Here is an 18,306-nt window from a genome sequence, read left to right on the forward strand (position 1 = left end):
GATCTCGCGAGTTGCTATCGGGTGATGGACAATTCGGCCGGTGCGCCGGTCAGCGTGCGCTTCGGCGAGCAGGTGATGATCATGATCGCTAGGGTCAGGATGTAGGGCGCGGCGTTGAACAAATGATAGCCGGAGGTGATGCCGACCGATTGCAGCGCGGGCCCCAGCGCGGCGGCGCCACCGAAGGCGAGCGAGGCCCACAGGCACAGCATCGGGTCCCAGCGGGCGAAGATCACCAGCGCCACTGCCGTGATGCCCTGGCCCGAGGAGAGGCCTTCATTCCAGCTGCCCGGATAGAACAGCGACAGGAATGAGCCGCCGATGCCGGCGAGGAAGCCGCCGACCATGGTGGCGCGCAGCCGGATCAGCAGCACGGAATGGCCCATCGCGCGAGCCGCATCGGCGCTTTCGCCGGCGGTGCGGATCAACAAGCCCCAGCGCGTGGTCTTGAAGGCCCAATAGAGCAGCGGCGCGATCGCAACCCCGATCAGGAACAGCACGTTGATGCGCAGCGCGGCGCGCACTTGCGGCACGTCGCTCCACCAGCCGAAATCGATCGCCGGCAATCTTGGGGCAGTGGGCTCGATCAACGGCTTGCCGAGGAAGAAGGCGAGGCCGGTGCCGAGCAGCATCAGCGCGATGCCGACCGCGATGTCGTTGACCCGCGGCAGCGAGCAGATGCCGGCATGCAGCGCGCCGAACAGGGCGCCGGTGATTCCGGCGGCGAGCACGCCAAGCCATGGCGAGCCGGAGAGATAGGAGATGCCGTAGGCACTCATCGCGCCCATCACCAGCGTGCCCTCGAGGCCGAGATTGATGCGGCCAGATCGCTCGGTGATGCATTCGCCGAGGCTGACGAACAGGAACGGCGTCGAGACACGGATGGCGCCGCCGAACACGGCGAGCGGGACGGTCCAGAGCCCGAGCGATGCATCCGCCATGTCAGGACTTTCCCTTCAGGAAGCCGATGCGGCCGTAGAGCGCATCGCTTGCCAGCACGAACACGAAGATGATGCCCTGCAGCACCAGCACCGACGCATCGGGCAGGCCGAGCCGCCGCTGCAACAGGCCGCCGGAGGCCGAGATGCCACCGAGCAGGATCGCGACCGGAATGATCGCAAGTGGATTCTGCCGCGCCAGGAACGCGACGAGAATGCCGGTGAAGCCGTAGCCCGCGGCGAGGTTGGCATTGGTGCGGCCTTGCACGGCGGCGACCTCGATCATGCCGGCAAGCCCGGCGCTGCTGCCGGCCAGGAAGCAGACGGTCAGGATCAGCTTGCCGACGGAAAGGCCCACGATCTTGGCTGCGCGGATGTTGCCGCCGGCGACGCGCGCAGCGAAGCCGAAGGTGGTGTGATAGATCAGGATGTAGGCGGCGACGGCGGCGACCAGCCCAAACGCCAGGCCCCAATGCACGTCGGTGCCCGGAATGCTGCCGATCATGTTGGCGGCGCCGATCTCGCGCGTCGACGGCTTGTTGAGGCTCGCCGGATCGCGCATCGGTCCCTCGACCAGATGGTTCAGGACAGCGAGCGCGATATAGACCAGCAGCAGGCTCGAGATCGTCTCGTTGACCCCGCGATACTGCCGCAAGCCGCCTGATAGCGTGATCCAGAGCCCGCCGCCGATCATGCCCGCGATCACCATCGCGATCTGCACCACGATCGGCGCCGCGCCTTGCACGGCCAGGGCGGCTGCGGTCGCCGACAGCGCGCCGATCAGGAGCGCGCCTTCGCCGCCGATGATCACCATGCCGAGTTGCGCCGGCAACGCCGTGCACAGCGCGGTCAGGATCAGCGGTGCGGCGCGGGTCAGCGTGTTCTGCCACGAGAACCAGGTGCCGAACGCGCCGTAATACATGTAGAAATAGAGATCGAGCGGGTTCTTGCCGTAGAGTGCGACAAAGCCGCCGAACACCGCGAGCGCGCCGACCAGCGCCGGGCCCGGGATCAGGATGTATTCGATGCTCGCGCCGTAGCGCTGGAGGAATCCGGGATCGGCGGCCGGAGCAACGCCGCCGGCCGCCTCCACCGATTCCGCCGCCTCGGTCGTCACGCGGTGGCTCCGATCACGCCCTCGACCAGATAATCCATCTTCTCGAGTTCGGGGTCCTGCTGGCCGCGGTCGGTGCCACCGGCGATCACGGTCTTGCCCTTGTTGTCGGTGATCGGGCCTTTGAAGATGGTGAACTCGCCGGCCATGAACTTGGCCTTGACGTCGTCGGCATGCTTGCGCGCTTCCGCCGAGACCATCTCGCCATAGGGCGACACCTTGACGATCTCTTCCTTCAGGCCGCCGCGATAGAAGTTCGGGATCGCTTCGCCTGACGTGATCATCTTGACGAATTTCGGATAGAGCGCCTCCCAATTCCATTCGGCGCCGGTGAGATAGGCCTTCGGCGCCAGCGGCGACTGGTTGACGTGATAGCCGCAGACCATGGCGCCGCGGCGCGCGGCGTTCTCGACCATCGTCTTCGGTCCGTCGACATGGCAGGTCAGCACGTCGACGCCCTGGTCGATCAGGCTGTTGGTCGCCTCGGCTTCCTTGACCGGCATCGACCAGTCGCCGGTGAAGATCACCTGCGTGGTTGCCTTCGGGTTGGCGAGCCGGGCGCCGAGCGTGAATGCGTTGATGTTGCGCAGCACCTGCGGGATCGGCTTGGCCGCGACAAAGCCGAGCTTGCCGCTCTTGGTCGAGTAGCCGGCGACGATGCCGGAGATGTATTGGGCTTCGTCGATGTAGCCGAAATAGCTGCCGGCGCTTTTCGGGTCCTTGTCGGACCACAGGCCGCCGCAATGCTCGAAACGCAGCTTTGGAAACTTGGCCGCCATCTTGAGAACGTGCGGGTTGTAGTAGCCGAACGAGGTCGGAAACAGCAGCGTCGCGCCGTCGAGGTTGATCATGGACTCGATGGTCTTCTCGACCGCATCGGTCTCCGGCACCTTCTCTTCCTCGACCACCTTGATGCCGGGCAGCTTCTTCACCGCCGCCGCGCCCTGGGCGTGGGCCTGGTTGTAGCCGTAGTCGTCACGCGACCCGACATAGATGAAGCCGATCGTGGTTTCCGCTGCCGCCGCGCCGCGAATGCCGAGCGTGCTGCCGAGCGCCACCGCGGCGCTTCCCTGCAATAAATTCCGTCTTGAAATCCTGCCAAAATCCATCGCGTGCTCCCTCCGGCGGGTCCGGCCCGCCTGTCCTTGTCGCAGCCGCCATGACGGCCGCGCTCAGACGGAGTGTCGCAAGCTTCGTGCCAGAGCATGTTTGGCAATCATGATTCGGTAAGCGATTGAATATGAAAAGAAATGGCGATCAACGTGAGCGGCATCGGAAGCCGACCAGGGTCGGGGTGCCTATTTTATGAGCGATCAATCGCCGTTGTATGCAATGCCGTTAAGCAGTCGCTAACCGCCGGGCGGCCGCTCCGCCCCCGGTCGGGATCGGCTCGTGGCGCCGGATTTGCCGGCTGGTGAATCGGACCGGGCCTGCTACGAGTGAAGCGGCTGCGGTGCCGGGTTGGACTGATGGGAAACAGTATGAGCGAGAAGAAACCGTCCTCGAGACCGTCCTTCCTTGGCGACGAGATCGTGGCGCGGATCGACCGGCTCGCCGCGATCTCCGAGACGCCGGAGCATCTGGCGCGCGTCTTCCTCACCGACGAACACCGCAAGGCGGCCGATCTCATCCTGTCCTGGATGCGTCAGGCCGGCATGAGCGCGCATCTCGACGCCATCGGCAATGTCTGCGGCCGCTACGAGGGTGAGCGGCCGCACCTGCCGGCCCTGATGCTCGGCTCGCATTACGACACCGTGCGCGACGCCGGCCGATGGGACGGCCCGCTCGGCGTCATCACCGCGATCGCCTGCGTCGCCGATCTGAACCGGCGCGGCAAGCGGCTGCCGTTCGCGATCGAGATCGTGGGTTTTGCCGACGAGGAGGGCGTACGCTTCGCCTCGACCTTGCTGGGCAGCCGCGCGGTCGCCGGCACGTTCGACGAGAGCGTGCTCAACACGCGCGATCGCGCCGGAACGTCGATGCGCGACGCGCTGATCGCCTTTGGGCTCGATCCCGATCATATCGGCAAGGCGGCGCGCGCCCGCCGCGAACTGCTCGGCTATGTCGAGCTGCACATCGAGCAGGGCCCCGTGCTGGAGGAGAAGGCGCTGCCGGTCGGCGTCGTCACCGCGATATCAGGCGCGACCCGGCTCGCCGCCAATCTCACCGGCGTCGCCGGCCATGCCGGCACCGTGCCGATGCCGCTACGGCGCGACGCGCTGGCGGGCGCGGCCGAATGCATCGTCGCGATCGAGGCGTTTTGCCGGAGCGACGAAGCCGGCCTGGTCGGCACCGTCGGCTATATCAACGCGATGCCCGGCGCCACTAACGTGATATCAGGCAAGGTGTCCTTCACGATGGATATCCGCTCGCAGAGCGACATGCATCGCAAGCGCGCCGTCGCCGACATCGTGCGGCAGATCGAGGCGATTGCAAAGCGCCGCGAGCTCGCACTTCAGATCGACGTCACCCACGAGAACCGCAGCGTGCCCTGCGCGCCATGGCTGAAAAAGCAGATCGCCGAGGCCGTCGCGGCCGAGGGCCATGCCGTGTTCGAGCTGCCGAGCGGGGCAGGCCATGACGGCATGGCAATGGTCGATGTCGCCGATATCGGCATGATCTTCGTGCGCTGCCGCGGCGGTATCAGCCACAATCCGGCCGAGCACGTCGAGCTCGCCGATGCCGACACCGGCGCGCGCGTGCTGCTGCGTGTCATCGAGAATTTCCGGCCGCGCGACGCGGCGAACAGCTGAAGCTGGCGCGCTTGGCGGTCCCATATGCTGCCAGTGCCGCATCAGCATGCGCAGTACCCTGCCTTGATTTCGCCATTCTGAGGCCCGTGCCGAATTTGGACAGGTCTGACCGCCGCTCCCGGCCTGGTTGAGGCTCTTTGCGGGCTCGCCGTGAAGCGCTAGACTTGCGTCAACGGGGGAAAGGACATGAGGTCGTCCGTCGTCCAGGACGTTCAGTTCCCAAAACAACCGGCGTTGCAGCTGATCTATGACACTGCGCCGATCGGTCTTGCCTACCTCTCTCCCGATTGCCGTTACCTTCAGATCAACCAGCGGCTCACCGAGATTTGCGGCATCTCGGTCGAAGGTCATCTCGGACGTACGGTGCACGATTGCGTGCCCGCGCTGGCCACGGCGGTCGAGGGTATCGTCCGATCGATCATGGAGACCGGAGAACCCGTGACCGGCGTGGAGGTTTACGGCCAGCGCCCCGGCCACAATGACGAGCGATGCTGGATCACGCATTGGCACCCGCAGCGCGAACCGAACGGCAGCATCGTCGGTGTCAACGTCGCAGCCGAGGAGATCACCGATCGCAAGCGCAGTGAGCGCGAGATCCGTGCCGCCCGTGACGCGGCCGAGAAGGCCTTGCACCATCTGCAGGAGACCCAGGCGTCCCTGATCGAGGCGGAAAAGCTCGCGGCGCTGGGCCGGCTGGTGGCCGGCGTCGCGCACGAGATCAACAGCCCGGTCGGCACCAGCCTTACCGTCGCATCGGTCCTGGAGCAGAAATGCGCCGACTTCGCCGCCGAGGCTGCGCGCGGCAAGCTGAAGCGGTCCAGCCTGAGCGATTTCATCGAGGTCGTCGAAAGCGCGTCGTCGCTGCTGGTCGGCAATCTCAAGCGCGCGGCCGATCTGGTGCAATCATTCAAGCAGGTGGCGGTCGATCGAAGCTATTTCGACCGCAGCCGGTTCGATCTCGGCAAGGCGACCGAGCAGGTGCTTTCCAATCTTCGTCCGGCATTGCCGAAGAACAATCTGGCGCTCGAGGTCGATTGCCCGCCCGGTCTTGCGATGAACAGCTATCCCGGCCCTTACGGCCAGGTGCTGACCAATCTGTTCGTCAATTCGGTCGCGCACGCCTTTCCGGATGGCAAGGGCGGCACCATTGCGATCCGGCTGCGTGCGTCGGGCGCGGACCACGTGAAAATCCTGTTCGCCGACGATGGCTGCGGGATGGACTGCGACGTGCTGCGGCAGGCCTTCGATCCATTCTTCACCACGCGCCGCGACATCGGCCGTATCGGGCTCGGCCTCCACATCGTCCACAACATCGTCACCAACCGGTTGGGCGGAGAGCTGCATCTCGACAGCGCCCCGGGCAGGGGGACGAGCGTGCGGATCACGCTGCCACGCGTGGCGCCGCAGCGCGGGACCGACAATTGACGCCCAAAGGGGGCGTCGAGAAGGAAATGCTCCCCGGCCTCCGCACCGGAAAACGTCCTTCCAAGTAACCGCCGCAAAAGGCATTCCACTACCCTTGCTTCCGGCCCCGTCGTCGCGACATTCTCTTGATATTCCAATGGGTCACGACATGAGCCAATCCGCATTCGATCCCTTCGGCGAGCCGGTCCCCGCGGTCGATCCTTCGATCGCGAGCGAGGGCGTGTCGAAATGGCTGAAGACCGCTGGCACCAGCGTGTTCTGGGTGCTGGTGGCCGGCATCGTGCTTGCCCGCGCGGTGTATTTCGAGCCCGGCGTGTTCAGCTTCGAGCGTGCCGTTGCCTGGGCGCAGGGTCTGTTCGCCGCGCTCTGAGGCGGGATGAGTCTTGGTCTCGATTCACCTCTCGGGTGAGGGCTCTTGCTCTCCCGATAGACCGTAACCCCTCATCCGATTTGCTGCGCAAATCGACCTCTCCCAAGGGAGAGGTGAGCTTTCGACGCCGCTGCAGCTCAATCTACGGCGTGTATCCATAAATCTGTCCGCCGGACGCACGTCCGCATTGCCAACGGAAGCCGACAAAAATGGGCGCTTGGTCACCTCGGCTAAGGGCCAATTGCAGACGTCAGTTCAGAATGAGATACAATGGCATAGTTCTTTTATGGGACATTTGCGGATACTCGATGAACTCAGCCCTGTACGAGGATTATTTGGCGCGGCTGTCCGAGGGACGACGGAAGGACGCGGGGTTGATTCTCGTCGCATTTCTCCGATCGTTCAATTCTTCCGAGGAGCGAGAGGACTGGACCCGTACGTTCTTGGAGACCCATACCTATGGGGCGAGAGTTCGGCATGAAATCTACGCCGAACTCATATTCCCGGTTCTGTTGGCCGGAAACAAACGAAACGATGCTTGGAGTCTCTACTGGTTGGCTGGAACCTGCGAGAATTTGTACACAGCGCGCGGACTGCATGAGCAGATCAAGTTCAAAAACAAGATTGATCTGCTCAAAGACGCATATGCGATAGAGCGCAACTCAAGCGAGGTGTGTGAAGCATTGCTGAAAAGTCTGCTGGACTATTTTGATTATGCCAGCCATGAGTGGCCAGCCGGTATATTATGGGGCCATGACGGGGCTACACTGAAGCAGTGCAACGAAATCATGTCCGAGGTGACCTTAGCGCGAGAGCTTGACCGTGAATGTGCCCATGCGCTGTCGATCGACGAGTTTGAGAGCAAGGTCAACCAGTACAAAAAGCGACTGATGTCTAATTTGGGGGCGAGCAACAATTTCGAGACCCGCTGATCATGACCGGTATGGGTCACAAGACCATATAGCTTGGGTCGGATCGCGTGTCCGCTTCGCCCCCGAAAGCGGGTGTCCCAGATTAGTTATGAGTACGCACCCTGGTCTCATCGCGCCTTAGTCGCCGGCATCCGCGGCGCCGTCTTGGCCGCTTGCGTCTCCCGAATGATCCCCTCGAACGCGACCGCCGCCGGCACCTCCAGCCGGCCGGGCGATTTCAATTGCCAGAGCGTGCGCTCGATATGGACGCCCTTGATCGGGATCACCCGCAATTTCCCAAGCCTGACCTGATCGTCGATCGTCGCAACAGACACGATGGCGACGCCGACACCTGATGCCACCGCCTGCTTGATCGCCTCGGTGCTGCCGATCTCGAGCGTGCGCTGCGGCTCGACGCGGTGGGCGGCGAGCGCCTGCGCGACCACCTCGCGGGTGCCCGAGCCCGGCTCGCGCACGATCAGGATCTCATCGTTCAGCGAGCGGATGTCGATCGGCGCTTGAACCGCTGCGAAGCGATGATCGGGAGCCGCGATCAGCGCCATCACGTCGGTGCGCCAGGCTGCGCTGGTCAGGTTTTCGTCCTCCACCGGCCCCTCGACCAGGGCGATTTCGATCTCATGCCCCAGCATCAGCGCGGCGATATCGGAGGTGTTGGCGCTCACGACATGCAGGTCGATGCCGGGAAAGGCGCGGTGGAAGACGCCGAGATATTCCGGGATCATGTAGGTCGCGATCGTCGTGCTGGCGCCGATGCGCAGCGAGCCGCTGTCGAGGTTGCGCAGCGCCTGCAACTCGTCCTCGGCGGCGCGCTCGGCCGCGAACAGCGTCTCGGCATGCCGCGCCAGCGCCGCACCCTCCCGGGTCGGGCGCACCCCCTTCGGGGTGCGGTCGAGCAGGCGGCAGCCGACCTGCAGCTCGAAATCCCGCACGCCCTTGGAGATCGCCGGTTGACTGATGTGCAGGAGGTCGGCGGCGCGGGAGAAACTCCCCGTTTTCGCCACGGCCGCGAACAGGCGGAGCAGATGCAGGTTGAGGGACATAACTTCTCTCTATCGGGGCAGTCCGAAAATATATTAGCCAAGTGGCGGGCTCTGGCGCATAAAATCTTCTCCGAAAAGAGGATTCCGTGCCGGAACAAGAACGAGACCAGGGGCAGAAGCAGGGGGCGCTGAAGCGCATTTTCCGGCTCATTCCGGGCATTCTGCTCTGCGGGGTGGTTACGGTCATCTCGCTCGGCATCCAGGCCGCCGAGGAGCGCGTTTTCGACCATCCCTATATCGAGGCGCTGGTGGTCGCGATCCTGCTCGGCATGGCGGTGCGCACCGCCTGGGAGCCCTCGGAGCGATGGCGCTCGGGCATTGCCTTCAGCGCCAAGCAGCTGCTCGAGGTCGCCGTGATGCTGCTCGGCGCGTCGATCAGCTTCGCCGCGATCGTGGCGTCGGGTTATGTTCTGATCGGCGCCATCGCCGTGACCGTCGTGATCATGCTGGCGGTGAGCTATGGCCTCAGCCGCCTGCTCGGGCTCAAGACCAAACTTGCGATCCTGATCGCCTGCGGCAATTCGATCTGCGGCAACTCCGCGATCGCGGCGGTGGCGCCCGTGATCGGGGCCGATGGCGACGACATCGCCTCGTCGATCTCGTTCACCGCCATTCTCGGCGTGCTGATGGTGCTTGGCCTGCCGCTGCTGATCCCGCTGTTGAAGCTGACGGCCACGCAATACGGCATCCTCGCCGGGCTCACGGTCTATGCCGTGCCGCAGGTGCTGGCGGCGACCGTGCCGGCCGGCATCGTCTCGACCCAGATCGGCACGCTGGTGAAGCTGGTACGGGTGTTGATGCTGGGCCCGATCGTGGTCGGCCTCTCGCTGTTCGTGGCGCGGCGGCGCAAGGCCGGTACCGCCAAGGCCGGCAACACAAAGGCGGCGTCGATCAGCCCGTTCAAGCTGGTGCCCTGGTTCATCATCGGCTTCCTGGTGCTGGCCGCGCTGCGCTCGTTCCAGCTCGTGCCCGATATCGCGATTGTGCCGGTCACCAGGACGGCGGCGATCCTCACCGTCGTCTCGATGGCAGCGCTTGGGCTCGGCGTCGACGTGCGCGTGCTCTCGACCGTCGGCGGCCGGGTGACGGCGGCGGTGACGCTGTCGCTGCTGCTGCTGCTGGGCCTCAGCATCGGCCTCGTGCACTTCTTCAAGTAGAGCATGATCCGGAAAAGTGTGTAGCGGTTTTCCGAAAAGATCATGCTCAAATCAAAGAGGTGCCGCCCGGCCGGCTACTCAGCGGCCTTCGCGGTCTTGCCGAACATCCGTGTCGGCGCAGCAAAGCCGCAGGAGGTGCCGTCGGTGATCTTGACCTGATCTTCCCAGGGCAGGCGGAAGCGGCCGGACACCATGTCCTGCATGAATGTGTAGGGGCAATCCATCGCGCCGCCCTTCACCGCGACATAGCCGCGGTGCCAAAGCTGATAGATGTTGTTCTCGACGCCCCAGTTGATCCGCGCCTCGCGTACGAGGTCAGGCCGCACCTCGGCGGTGATGATCTCGTCGGCCCGTCCCGTGGTGCCGTGCGCGATGATGCTGCCGTCGAAATTGACGATCATGCCTTCGCCCATCGAATCGAACGATCCATCCGAGCCGCACATGCAGACATTGGCCGTCACCATCAGGTTCTGGAACGCGTTGGCCTGGTTGGTGAAGCGCCAGCTGTCGCGGATCGGCGCGGTGTAGCCCGCCGTGCGGATCATGATCTCCGCGCCCTTGTAGGCGCATTCGCGCGCCATTTCCGGGAACATGCCGTCATGACAGATGATCAGCGCGATCTTCGCGCCCTTCGGTCCGTCGATCACGGGAATCCCGAGGTCGCCCGGCTCCCACGGCTCGACCGGAATCCACGGATGGAATTTGCGGTAATAGAGCTTGATCTCGCCGTGATCGTCGATGATCAGCCCCGAATTGTAGGGATTGCCGTGCGGGTTGAACTCCATGATGGAGAAGCAGCCCCAGATCTTGTTGTCGATGCAGGCCTTCTTGAAGGCCGCGACTTCAGGCCCGTCGAGCCGGCACATGGTCTCCGGATTGGTATCCATCGAGAGCCCGTGCAGCGAATATTCGGGGAACACGACTAGATCCATGGTGCCGAGATTGCGTCGCGCCTTGCCGACCATCCAGACGATGCGCTCGGTCTGCCGTGCCAGATCGGCCTTGGTCGCCACCACGGGCAGTTGCAGCTGCACCAGTCCGATCACCACGCCGTTGGGTGATTTGTTGAGACCGCCAAGTCCATTCATGCCTGTCCTCCCGCTCATTTTGCCGCTTATTTGAAACGCGCTGTCATGTCGCGAACGATCGTCGTCCGGTCGGGCTCCCGCCTGGCAACGAACCAGCTAGCAACGATCATGCCAGCAAGGTCGAACGATGCGCAAATCAAGAAGGCGAGCGCGGCGTCATTGCGCAATGGCATGCGGTTTGCTTAATCAGGTGCGGATCTTCTCGCATTCGGGGCGTGCGTCATGGCGAATTCAAGCGGGACAATCGCGGCAGAGCCGGAGCCGATCACGATCGACTGGAGCAAGACCGCGCTCGTCATCATCGACATGCAGCGCGACTTCATGGAGCCCGGCGGCTTCGGCGAGACGCTCGGCAATGATGTCGGCCAGCTTGCCCGCGCGGTGAAGCCGATCGCCGCCGTCCTTGCGGCGGTGCGCGATGCCGGCTTGCTCGTGGTCCACACCCGCGAGGGTCATCTTCCCGATCTCTCCGACGCGCCGCCCGCGAAGCTCGAGCGCGGCGCGCCGTCGCTCCGGATCGGCGATCCCGGGCCGATGGGACGAATCCTGATCCGCGGCGAAGCGGGGCACGACATCATCCCTGAGCTCTATCCGCTCGACAGCGAGATCGTGATCGACAAGCCCGGCAAGGGCGCGTTCTACGCCACCGAGTTCGGCGACGTCCTGCAGAAATACGGCATCGAGAATCTGCTGGTGTGCGGCGTCACCACCGAAGTCTGCGTCAACACCACGGTGCGCGAGGCCAATGACCGCGGCTATCGCTGCGTCGTGGTCTCCGACGGCTGCGCGTCCTACTTCCCGGAATTCCACGAGATGGGCCTGAAGATGATCAAGGCCCAGGGCGGCATTTTCGGCTGGGTCGCCGATTCAGCCGCGGTGCTGGAGGCGCTCGCTGCCTAGAGCACGATGAGATGGGATGCGGACTCATTAATGCGTGAAGACAGTCCCGGGTCGTTGCGTTCAGTGCGGAAGAATGCGAGGCGTTGTGCCGAACAGTTGAGGCCTCGCGCCTAGCCCTTCGCGGCGGGTACGGGCGGCACAGGCAGAATGATTTCGGAAGCGACCTTCCAGTCCTTCCCGACGCGAAGCCAATTGATGATCATTAGAAACGGCCTGGCTGTTCCATCCTGCCCCGCATAAGAGACCGTGATGTTCATCGGCACGTAGGACTCGGCGACGTCGCGCGTCAGGCCGACAACCTTGAGCTTCGAATAATCCGGCTCGAGCACGACCGGACCGGAGCTACCGATATCATGCAGCTTTTGATCAACCGCCTCGTTGCCCCAAAAGCCGGCCCAGTTCCCCTCGGACTGGATCGCGCTCTTGGCCACCAACAGGGTCGAGGGCGATTGCCAGAACATTCCATGCAGAGCCTTGAAATCGTGGTTGTTGGCCAATTCCATCAGCCTGCCGAACTTCGATTTTATCGCGCTGAGGGTAGCAGCATCCAGCGGCTCTTTCCTGGTGGCGGGAGTAGACGCGACAGCCCCGGTGGCAAGGGCCGAGGCAGCGAGAGTGACAAGAAGTGTCTTGTACATGCAGGAATTTCCCTTCGAACGTCTGGCTCGCGTCATGACGACGCCCGCCGCGTTCCGCAGGTTGGTATGAGTTACCCACTTCCACCGGCCGAAAACGTCATCAGGACGTTTTAGCTTGCACATTCGCGTAGCAAGGCTGTGATTTTCGCATCGAGATTTCGGGCGACGGCAAGGGCTTCCGAGCTGCCATAACGCAGCAGATAACTCTCCATTTTGTCATAAGAGACGTGCACGCCATCGGGACGCTCATCAATGAGCACTGTGACTGGAGCGTAGGATCCAGCATCGGGCACGTGCTTGACCATTTCTTTCATGATGAGTGGATTGCCGATCACAAGCCGTATGATCTTGGGCGTCTTGGATCCGGTTTCGCGACGTAGAATGTCGCCCAGGTCAAATTCCATGAAGAGCATAAGGTCCGTTCGGCCGAGGCCGCTTTGTACAACGCGCTCCAAATCCGGGAAGGATTTTGTCGCCCTCGTCTCCTTGAAAAATTCGACCATATTGGGTTGCCCGACCGCCGACTTGAGCGCGGCCACAACAGCGTCGAATGGTTTTGAGCTCGTGAGGCTGAAACGCTCCACCTCGACTTTGGCGATTGTCATTTGTCCTCCGTAACAACGCTCATGGATAAAGTGCCTGATCGCGTCGGAACGCGCCGGGTGTCATGCAGCCGCGGGCTGTGCATCGAGGAAGGTCCGGACGTGGCTGACGAACATCTCGTGGTGCTGAAACAGGGCGCCGTGCCCTGAATCGGGATAGAGGACCAGCTGAGCGTTGCTGAGTTCCTTGAACATTTCGTAGGCGTTGTTCGCGGGCAGCATGGTGTCGTGGCTGCCGCTGACCACAAGAGCGGGCTGACGGATGGCGCGCAGAATGGCGTGCTCGGGATCGGGTGTGGCGCACCACGTGATCAGCGCCTTGGCCTGCGGATCGGTGACCGCGCTGCCGTTATCGGTGTCCCGATCGTCCTTACGCACCTTCGTCCGCTTCAGGAAGGCCAAGCCGGACGACCGGCTGGCGGACGAATTTGTGAAGAACAGCGGCAGACGGGGGTCCGGCGCATCGGTTTGCGAAAACGCTTCCCGCAGAACCGCCAGCAGGTGTTCCTCTCCGCCTTTCGGCGCGGTACCGACGAGGATGAGCTTGCGCACGAGCCGTCCGTGCTCGGCGGCGATCTGCTGGGCGATGCAGCCGCCGAGGGAAAAGCCCAGCAGGTCGACCTCAGAAAGACCGAGCAGATTGATGAAGGCGACTGCATCTCTTGCCATCGCTGCGATATTGTCGGGCGTTTGGCCGGTCGAGCGACCGACCCCGGCGTTGTCGAATGCGATTACAGGGCGATCGGTGGCGAGAGCGTTGACGACAGCGGGATCCCATGCATCGATGTTGCCCGAGAAGTGCTGCAGGAGAACAAGCGGCGTTCCGGTAGCGGGGCCGAGGCGGCGATAGGCGAAGCGGATTCCGTGGCCTTCGATGTAGAGGGTCGGCGCCGTTTCGAGCGTGGCGGCGTCCTGGCGCGCGATGTCGGGTTGAGTCATGTCATCCTCCGGATGCTTGGCATAAAATATTCGAGTGGGGGACCGGTGCGACGCAGCGACCGAGACCTTCCTTCGGGAGTCGCTGGCGCTTCCGCGGCCTTGGCTGGTTTTCGCCGTCGCGGTCCGATGAGTACTGAATTCTCTGAGCGAGCGTGCGCACTCCCGGCGCGACAGCGCCGGGAGCGGTACCGTCACTTCGAGAGCGCGGCCTTTTCGATGACCTCGGCAACTTGCTTCGCATGGACGACGAGCGAGGCATGGCTGCCGGCGACTTCCGTGGTCTGAGCCTTCATCCTGGCTGCGAACGACTTCTGGGCCTCGGGCGCGAGGACTTTGTCCTTCGTGCTGATGACATAGAACGTCGGCTTGTCGTGCCAGGCCGCAATGTCGACGGGGGCTTCGAACGCAACGTGATTCAACGGAAGCTGCGAGTTGGCCAGGTGCTCAGCGATTTCCGGAGGAAGGTCGGCCGCGACGGCTGACGGAAACACCTTGGGATCGATGTACAAATTGCCCTTCGCGTCGGGATGGATCGCATTGCCGCCTTCGGTCGGCGGGCCGGCCTTTGCCAGCGACGCCAGGGATTCGCCGACCTCCGGCGCGAAGGCGGAAACATAGACCAGCGCCGAGACCTTGGGATCGTTGCCGGCTTCCGTGATCACCACGCCGCCCCATGAATGGCCGACGAGAACGGTCCTGCCGTCCTGCTTCGCAAGCGCCTGTTTGGTGGCATCGACATCGGCGGCGAGCGAGGTGAGCGGATTTTCCACGAGCGTGACGCTGTAGCCCTTCTTCGTGAGAATATCGGCAACGGGCTGCCAGCTCGTCTGGTCCACGAAGGCGCCGTGCACGAGCACGATGTTGTGGGCTGTTCCCTTGGGCAGTTCGGCGGAATGGGCGGAGCCGACCAAGGTCGATCCGGCCAGGAGTGCGGTGGCGGCTGAGAGGAGGATATTTCGCATTGATTGTTCCTGTTGGCATGTCGGACGAACACTGTCCGGGGGACTGGACAGGCGTTTCCCAGCAAGGTCGCGGTTCTTCCATCTGCCGTTGGCTAAATGGTTGCCGTACGTGATGTCGGCCCGCCGCGACGTGACCTATTCCGCCGGCCGTTCGGACGATAGAGATCAATCGTCCGGATGTTGTGTCCTATCGTCCACCGTCTAATCTCGGCGACATGGATATCCTCGCCCAAGTGCTCGATCGCGTTCGTCTCAGCGGGACGCTGCTCTTTCACTTCGAGCTCGGCCATCCCTGGCATCTTGAGTTGCCGGCGCGCCCCTACGCCCTGTTTCACTATCTCAGCCAGGGCTCGGCGACCTTCGCGCTCGAACAGGGAGAGGAAATCCAGATGACCGAGGGCGATTTTGTCGTCATCACACGCGGAGAGCCCCACGTCTTTTATTCGGATCGCCGGGCCGAGCCGTTGCGGATTATGGATATCGATCGATCGTCGCCGCGTCTTGGCGTCGTTCGTCACGGCGGCCGTGCAAAGCCGCTCTCGACCATGATTTGCGGAAATTTCACGGTGTCGCGGCCATTGTTTGGTAGCGTGCTGGAGCTACTTCCGCCCGTGCTCCTGCTGAAGCCGACGGCGGACGGTGGTTGGCTTGAAGCAATCTTGCGCCGCATGGTCAGCGAGTCCGCACTCGAGCGTCCTGGCCAACGCGTCGCGCTTTCACGACTGACGGAAGTGCTCTTTGTCGAGGTGCTCCGAAACTGGATCGCGTCTCTCAGCCCCGGACAAGGCGGCTGGCTCGGGGCCATATCTGATCCGCATATCGGACCGGCGCTCAAGCTGATTCACGAAAACCCGGAGCGCCCCTGGACCTGAGCGACCTTGGCCACCGCGTGGGGCTCGGCCGCTCGGTATTTTCCGCGCGCTTCACCAGGCTCGTCGGCCAGTCCATGCACCGCTATGTGATCGAACGCCGGATGGCGGAAGCAGCGTTCCTGCTGGAAACCAGCGACGAGCCGATCGCACGAATTGCGGGCCGGGTCGGTTACGAGACAGCGGCGGCGTTTTCGAAGCTGTTCCACCGGCATCACGGCCTATCGCCTGGCCGGTACCGAGCGGCTCGACGATCTGACGGCGGAGGAAGGCAAGGGGACGTTCAGGAAGCAGAAGTTGCCGAATGACTTTGGCCCGGATGTCCGCTCATGGCCCCATAGATGACGGTCTGGATGACCTCTGAGAACGTCGGCTCTCCGAAGAGAACCGGAAGTCCCTAGGTTCGGTCGCTATCGGCGGCTTTTGACCCTGAGCGGAAGTCGGGACCGCCACCATCTCGGGCCGCCGGACACCTGATGTTCGAGCAACGCAAGCTCCCGCCAATTTCATCAGCTGTCAGTGTGCCTTATTGTGCGAGTACGCCGCGTTGCTCCCATGGTCCCGGATTGAGAACCGCGCCGTTGACTTTGCCGGCTGCGTCTCTGACGAAGGCGATCCGCGTGTGATCGCCACTCTCGACCTGGAGTTCATCCTTTGAGCGGACCGCCACGGGCGTCGGCTGACCCTTGTCGAAATCGAGGATTGACCATTGGCCTGTTGCCTCGACGACGAGCTTGCCGTCTACGACACTGACTTGAAGCGCGACACTCTGCGCAGGAACCGCCTCCCGGGCAAAGGCAACAACGAGCGGACCGCTCTGCGTCGCGCGGATGATCTCGAACTTGATCGCGGCGTTGACCGGACCTGAAATCCGACGAAAGGCCGCCTCCAAGGTCAGGCCCTTGATCGACTTGTTGTCGATCGCTGTGATGAGATCTCCCGCCATGACGCCTGCTTTCGCGGCAGGGCCGGTGTCGGCCAATTTGATCACCCTGAGGCCATCGGTGCCCGCGATAACGGACTCAAGACCGGTCCAACCATTGCCGTCGGCGACCGAGGTCTGCCTGTCCAGCGAACTTGCAGACCCGCCGAAAACGTAACGTCCGACATATTCGGCGAGCGCGCCGGCATTTCCTTGCCCGGAGGCAACCGGCGCCGGCGCTTCAGGCACATTCAGCGCCGCATAGGGTAGGCGACGGATGGCGTCGAAATAGAAGCCGTTCTCACTGTGCTCGCTCCGCTGCATCATCATGATCAGGATCAGCTTCTGTGCCGGATCGATCGAGAAGAACGTGCCCCAGCTTCCCTGCCAGTTGAAGCTTCCGACTGCGCCCGGAATGTAGCTGAAATCGGGGCTGGTGCGGACTGCGAAACCGAGCCCCCAGCCCGTACCGAAGGCCGGACCGACTTCATGCCCCGCAATGTACATTTTGGGTGGCAGCGAATTCGTCGTCATCAGCCTGACCGTTTCGGGCTTCAAGATACGCACGCCGTCAAGCTCGCCGCCGTTGAGCAGCATCTGGCAGAAGCGCAGAAAATCAGGAACCGTGGAGACGATGCCTCCGCCGCCCGAGAAGAACGTCTGCGGCTTGCCGACGTCGCTATTCGCGAAAGGGGGTTGGGGCTGCGGCCCCGGCACGGCGACGAGACGGGCAAGCTTGTCCTGCGGTACCGAGAAGCCGCTATCGACCATATGCAGCGGCGCGAAGAGGCGGCTTTGCAGAAACTGATCGAAGGGCTGTCCCGACACGACTTCAATGACGCGGCCGAGCACGTCGTAGCCGATGGCATATTCCCAGACTTCGCCCGGCTGGTGCAGAAGCGGCAGGGCGCCGAGGCTCGCGACGAAGTCCGCGATAGGCTTGTCGCGCCGGAACGGCGCCCTGGCGCCGTACAGTACGTGAATCGCGGCATTCTCAAATCCGGGATCGGCGTAGTCCGGCGAAGCATAAACGAGGCCGGACGTATTGCGCAGCAGGTCCCGGATCGTCATCGCACGCTTCGCCGGTTCAAAAATATTCCGCGCAACATCCGAGAGGATCGGATCCCCGGTGACCGGATCCTTTTTGACGACCTGCATATCCCTGAGCTCCGGCAGATACTGGGCCACGGGAGCATCAAGGTCGAGCTTGCCTTCATCGACCAGTATCATGGTGGCGACGCTGGTGATTTGCTTGGACATCGATCCGATGCGAAAGATCGAATCCGGCCGCATCGGCATTTTCTTGTCGTGGTCCTCGAAGCCGGTGGCTTGCAAATAGGCGAGCTTGCCGCCCCGAGCGATCCCCACGACAAAACCGGAAGGATCGCCTTTTTCGCTCTGCGCTTCGAACCAGGAGGTCATGCGCGCCAATCGCCGCGCCGAAAAGCCGAGCGCGCCCGGGTCGCCGACAGTCTGCAAATCGTCGGCAAGCGCCGCCCCTGCCGGACAGAGTGTAAGCGCCGCCAGCACGGCCAATAGAACGACAAACCGCTGATTTCGCATGGGGAGCCCCGTTGGCGCAACTACTGCGAGGAAGGATCGCCATCAGTCTGTCGAATGTTTTCGATTCCTTCTCGCCGAATCCCGCAAACCGGCT

The 18,306-nt window shown here is 63.2% G+C and carries 16 protein-coding genes and 1 pseudogene; 7 read left to right on the top strand and 10 right to left on the bottom strand.

Annotated features, from left to right (window positions below; translation table 11 throughout):
- Positions 1–14: 14 nt before the first annotated feature.
- The 3 genes from V5279_RS12895 to V5279_RS12905 are packed head-to-tail and all read right to left on the bottom strand — an operon-like array spanning position 15 to position 3,161.
- A complete protein-coding gene (locus V5279_RS12895) occupies positions 15–941 on the bottom strand; it encodes an ABC transporter permease (protein ID WP_338697821.1) in 927 nt (308 codons plus the stop codon).
- Between the two features lies 1 nt (position 942).
- Positions 943–2,055 (bottom strand): ABC transporter permease, encoded by a 1,113-nt coding sequence (locus V5279_RS12900; RefSeq protein WP_338697822.1) that lies wholly within the window; start codon positions 2,053–2,055, stop codon positions 943–945.
- Positions 2,052–3,161, bottom strand: coding sequence for a BMP family ABC transporter substrate-binding protein (locus V5279_RS12905; RefSeq protein WP_166298006.1), 1,110 nt, complete (start codon positions 3,159–3,161; stop codon positions 2,052–2,054). Before V5279_RS12905 ends, V5279_RS12900 begins: the two co-directional genes overlap by 4 nt.
- 372 nt (positions 3,162–3,533) lie before the next feature.
- Between V5279_RS12905 and V5279_RS12910 the strand changes: the two genes are divergently transcribed.
- The 4 genes from V5279_RS12910 to V5279_RS12925 all read left to right on the top strand — a co-directional run bounded on the left by V5279_RS12910 (position 3,534) and on the right by V5279_RS12925 (position 7,532).
- Positions 3,534–4,805 carry an allantoate amidohydrolase gene (locus V5279_RS12910; RefSeq protein ID WP_338697823.1) on the top strand — a complete coding sequence of 424 codons (1,272 nt, stop codon included), beginning with the start codon at positions 3,534–3,536 and terminating at the stop codon, positions 4,803–4,805.
- Positions 4,806–4,991: 186 nt separating this feature from the next.
- A complete protein-coding gene (locus V5279_RS12915) occupies positions 4,992–6,230 on the top strand; it encodes an ATP-binding protein (RefSeq protein WP_338697824.1) in 1,239 nt (412 codons plus the stop codon).
- Between the two features lie 148 nt (positions 6,231–6,378).
- Complete coding sequence (locus V5279_RS12920; protein ID WP_029078260.1) at positions 6,379–6,600, top strand: hypothetical protein; 222 nt, start codon at positions 6,379–6,381, stop codon at positions 6,598–6,600.
- A gap of 308 nt (positions 6,601–6,908) precedes the next feature.
- Complete coding sequence (locus V5279_RS12925) at positions 6,909–7,532, top strand: hypothetical protein (RefSeq protein WP_338697828.1); 624 nt, start codon at positions 6,909–6,911, stop codon at positions 7,530–7,532.
- 107 nt (positions 7,533–7,639) lie between these two features.
- Here V5279_RS12925 and V5279_RS12930 read toward each other — a convergent pair whose 3' ends face one another.
- Entirely contained in the window at positions 7,640–8,572 is a 933-nt protein-coding gene (locus V5279_RS12930) for a LysR family transcriptional regulator (protein ID WP_338697830.1), read from the bottom strand.
- 86 nt (positions 8,573–8,658) lie between these two features.
- On the opposite strand from V5279_RS12930, the gene V5279_RS12935 reads away from it, so the two are divergent.
- Positions 8,659–9,729, top strand: a complete 1,071-nt coding sequence (locus V5279_RS12935) for a putative sulfate exporter family transporter (RefSeq protein WP_166298001.1) — start codon at positions 8,659–8,661, stop codon at positions 9,727–9,729.
- 74 nt (positions 9,730–9,803) lie between these two features.
- Here V5279_RS12935 and V5279_RS12940 read toward each other — a convergent pair whose 3' ends face one another.
- A complete protein-coding gene (locus V5279_RS12940; RefSeq protein ID WP_338697832.1) occupies positions 9,804–10,817 on the bottom strand; it encodes a formamidase in 1,014 nt (337 codons plus the stop codon).
- Positions 10,818–11,039: 222 nt separating this feature from the next.
- On the opposite strand from V5279_RS12940, the gene V5279_RS12945 reads away from it, so the two are divergent.
- Positions 11,040–11,717 carry a cysteine hydrolase family protein gene (locus V5279_RS12945; RefSeq protein ID WP_166297999.1) on the top strand — a complete coding sequence of 226 codons (678 nt, stop codon included), beginning with the start codon at positions 11,040–11,042 and terminating at the stop codon, positions 11,715–11,717.
- A 110-nt stretch (positions 11,718–11,827) separates the two neighbouring features.
- Here the strand turns inward: V5279_RS12945 and V5279_RS12950 are convergent, their stop codons facing one another.
- The 4 genes from V5279_RS12950 to V5279_RS12965 form a co-directional block, all read right to left on the bottom strand.
- Entirely contained in the window at positions 11,828–12,355 is a 528-nt protein-coding gene (locus tag V5279_RS12950) for a hypothetical protein (RefSeq protein WP_338697836.1), read from the bottom strand.
- A 110-nt stretch (positions 12,356–12,465) separates the two neighbouring features.
- A complete protein-coding gene (locus V5279_RS12955; RefSeq protein ID WP_166297997.1) occupies positions 12,466–12,960 on the bottom strand; it encodes a DUF302 domain-containing protein in 495 nt (164 codons plus the stop codon).
- 60 nt (positions 12,961–13,020) lie between these two features.
- Entirely contained in the window at positions 13,021–13,896 is an 876-nt protein-coding gene (locus V5279_RS12960) for an alpha/beta hydrolase (RefSeq protein WP_338697839.1), read from the bottom strand.
- A 191-nt stretch (positions 13,897–14,087) separates the two neighbouring features.
- The gene (locus V5279_RS12965) at positions 14,088–14,858 is read right to left on the bottom strand and encodes an alpha/beta hydrolase (RefSeq protein ID WP_338697841.1); all 771 of its coding nucleotides are present in this window, start codon (positions 14,856–14,858) and stop codon (positions 14,088–14,090) included.
- Positions 14,859–15,073: 215 nt separating this feature from the next.
- Here V5279_RS12965 and V5279_RS12970 point away from each other — a divergent pair.
- Positions 15,074–16,035 (top strand): annotated as a pseudogene (locus V5279_RS12970) (cupin domain-containing protein).
- Between the two features lie 218 nt (positions 16,036–16,253).
- Here the strand turns inward: V5279_RS12970 and V5279_RS12975 are convergent.
- Positions 16,254–18,212 carry a serine hydrolase gene (locus V5279_RS12975; protein WP_338697843.1) on the bottom strand — a complete coding sequence of 653 codons (1,959 nt, stop codon included), beginning with the start codon at positions 18,210–18,212 and terminating at the stop codon, positions 16,254–16,256.
- Positions 18,213–18,306: the final 94 nt, after the last annotated feature.

This window comes from Bradyrhizobium sp. 26S5 (assembly GCF_036923295.1).
Taxonomy (GTDB): domain Bacteria; phylum Pseudomonadota; class Alphaproteobacteria; order Rhizobiales; family Xanthobacteraceae; genus Bradyrhizobium; species Bradyrhizobium septentrionale.

Coding starts and splice junctions, on each gene's coding strand:
- V5279_RS12895 (WP_338697821.1), bottom strand. CDS start 941: ATGGCGGATGCATCGCTCGGGCTCTGGACCGTCCCGCTCGCCGTGTTC.
- V5279_RS12905 (WP_166298006.1), bottom strand. CDS start 3,161: ATGGATTTTGGCAGGATTTCAAGACGGAATTTATTGCAGGGAAGCGCC.
- V5279_RS12910 (WP_338697823.1), top strand. CDS start 3,534: ATGAGCGAGAAGAAACCGTCCTCGAGACCGTCCTTCCTTGGCGACGAG.
- V5279_RS12915 (WP_338697824.1), top strand. CDS start 4,992: ATGAGGTCGTCCGTCGTCCAGGACGTTCAGTTCCCAAAACAACCGGCG.
- V5279_RS12920 (WP_029078260.1), top strand. CDS start 6,379: ATGAGCCAATCCGCATTCGATCCCTTCGGCGAGCCGGTCCCCGCGGTC.
- V5279_RS12925 (WP_338697828.1), top strand. CDS start 6,909: ATGAACTCAGCCCTGTACGAGGATTATTTGGCGCGGCTGTCCGAGGGA.
- V5279_RS12930 (WP_338697830.1), bottom strand. CDS start 8,572: ATGTCCCTCAACCTGCATCTGCTCCGCCTGTTCGCGGCCGTGGCGAAA.
- V5279_RS12940 (WP_338697832.1), bottom strand. CDS start 10,817: ATGAATGGACTTGGCGGTCTCAACAAATCACCCAACGGCGTGGTGATC.
- V5279_RS12945 (WP_166297999.1), top strand. CDS start 11,040: ATGGCGAATTCAAGCGGGACAATCGCGGCAGAGCCGGAGCCGATCACG.
- V5279_RS12950 (WP_338697836.1), bottom strand. CDS start 12,355: ATGTACAAGACACTTCTTGTCACTCTCGCTGCCTCGGCCCTTGCCACC.
- V5279_RS12955 (WP_166297997.1), bottom strand. CDS start 12,960: ATGACAATCGCCAAAGTCGAGGTGGAGCGTTTCAGCCTCACGAGCTCA.
- V5279_RS12960 (WP_338697839.1), bottom strand. CDS start 13,896: ATGACTCAACCCGACATCGCGCGCCAGGACGCCGCCACGCTCGAAACG.
- V5279_RS12965 (WP_338697841.1), bottom strand. CDS start 14,858: ATGCGAAATATCCTCCTCTCAGCCGCCACCGCACTCCTGGCCGGATCG.
- V5279_RS12975 (WP_338697843.1), bottom strand. CDS start 18,212: ATGCGAAATCAGCGGTTTGTCGTTCTATTGGCCGTGCTGGCGGCGCTT.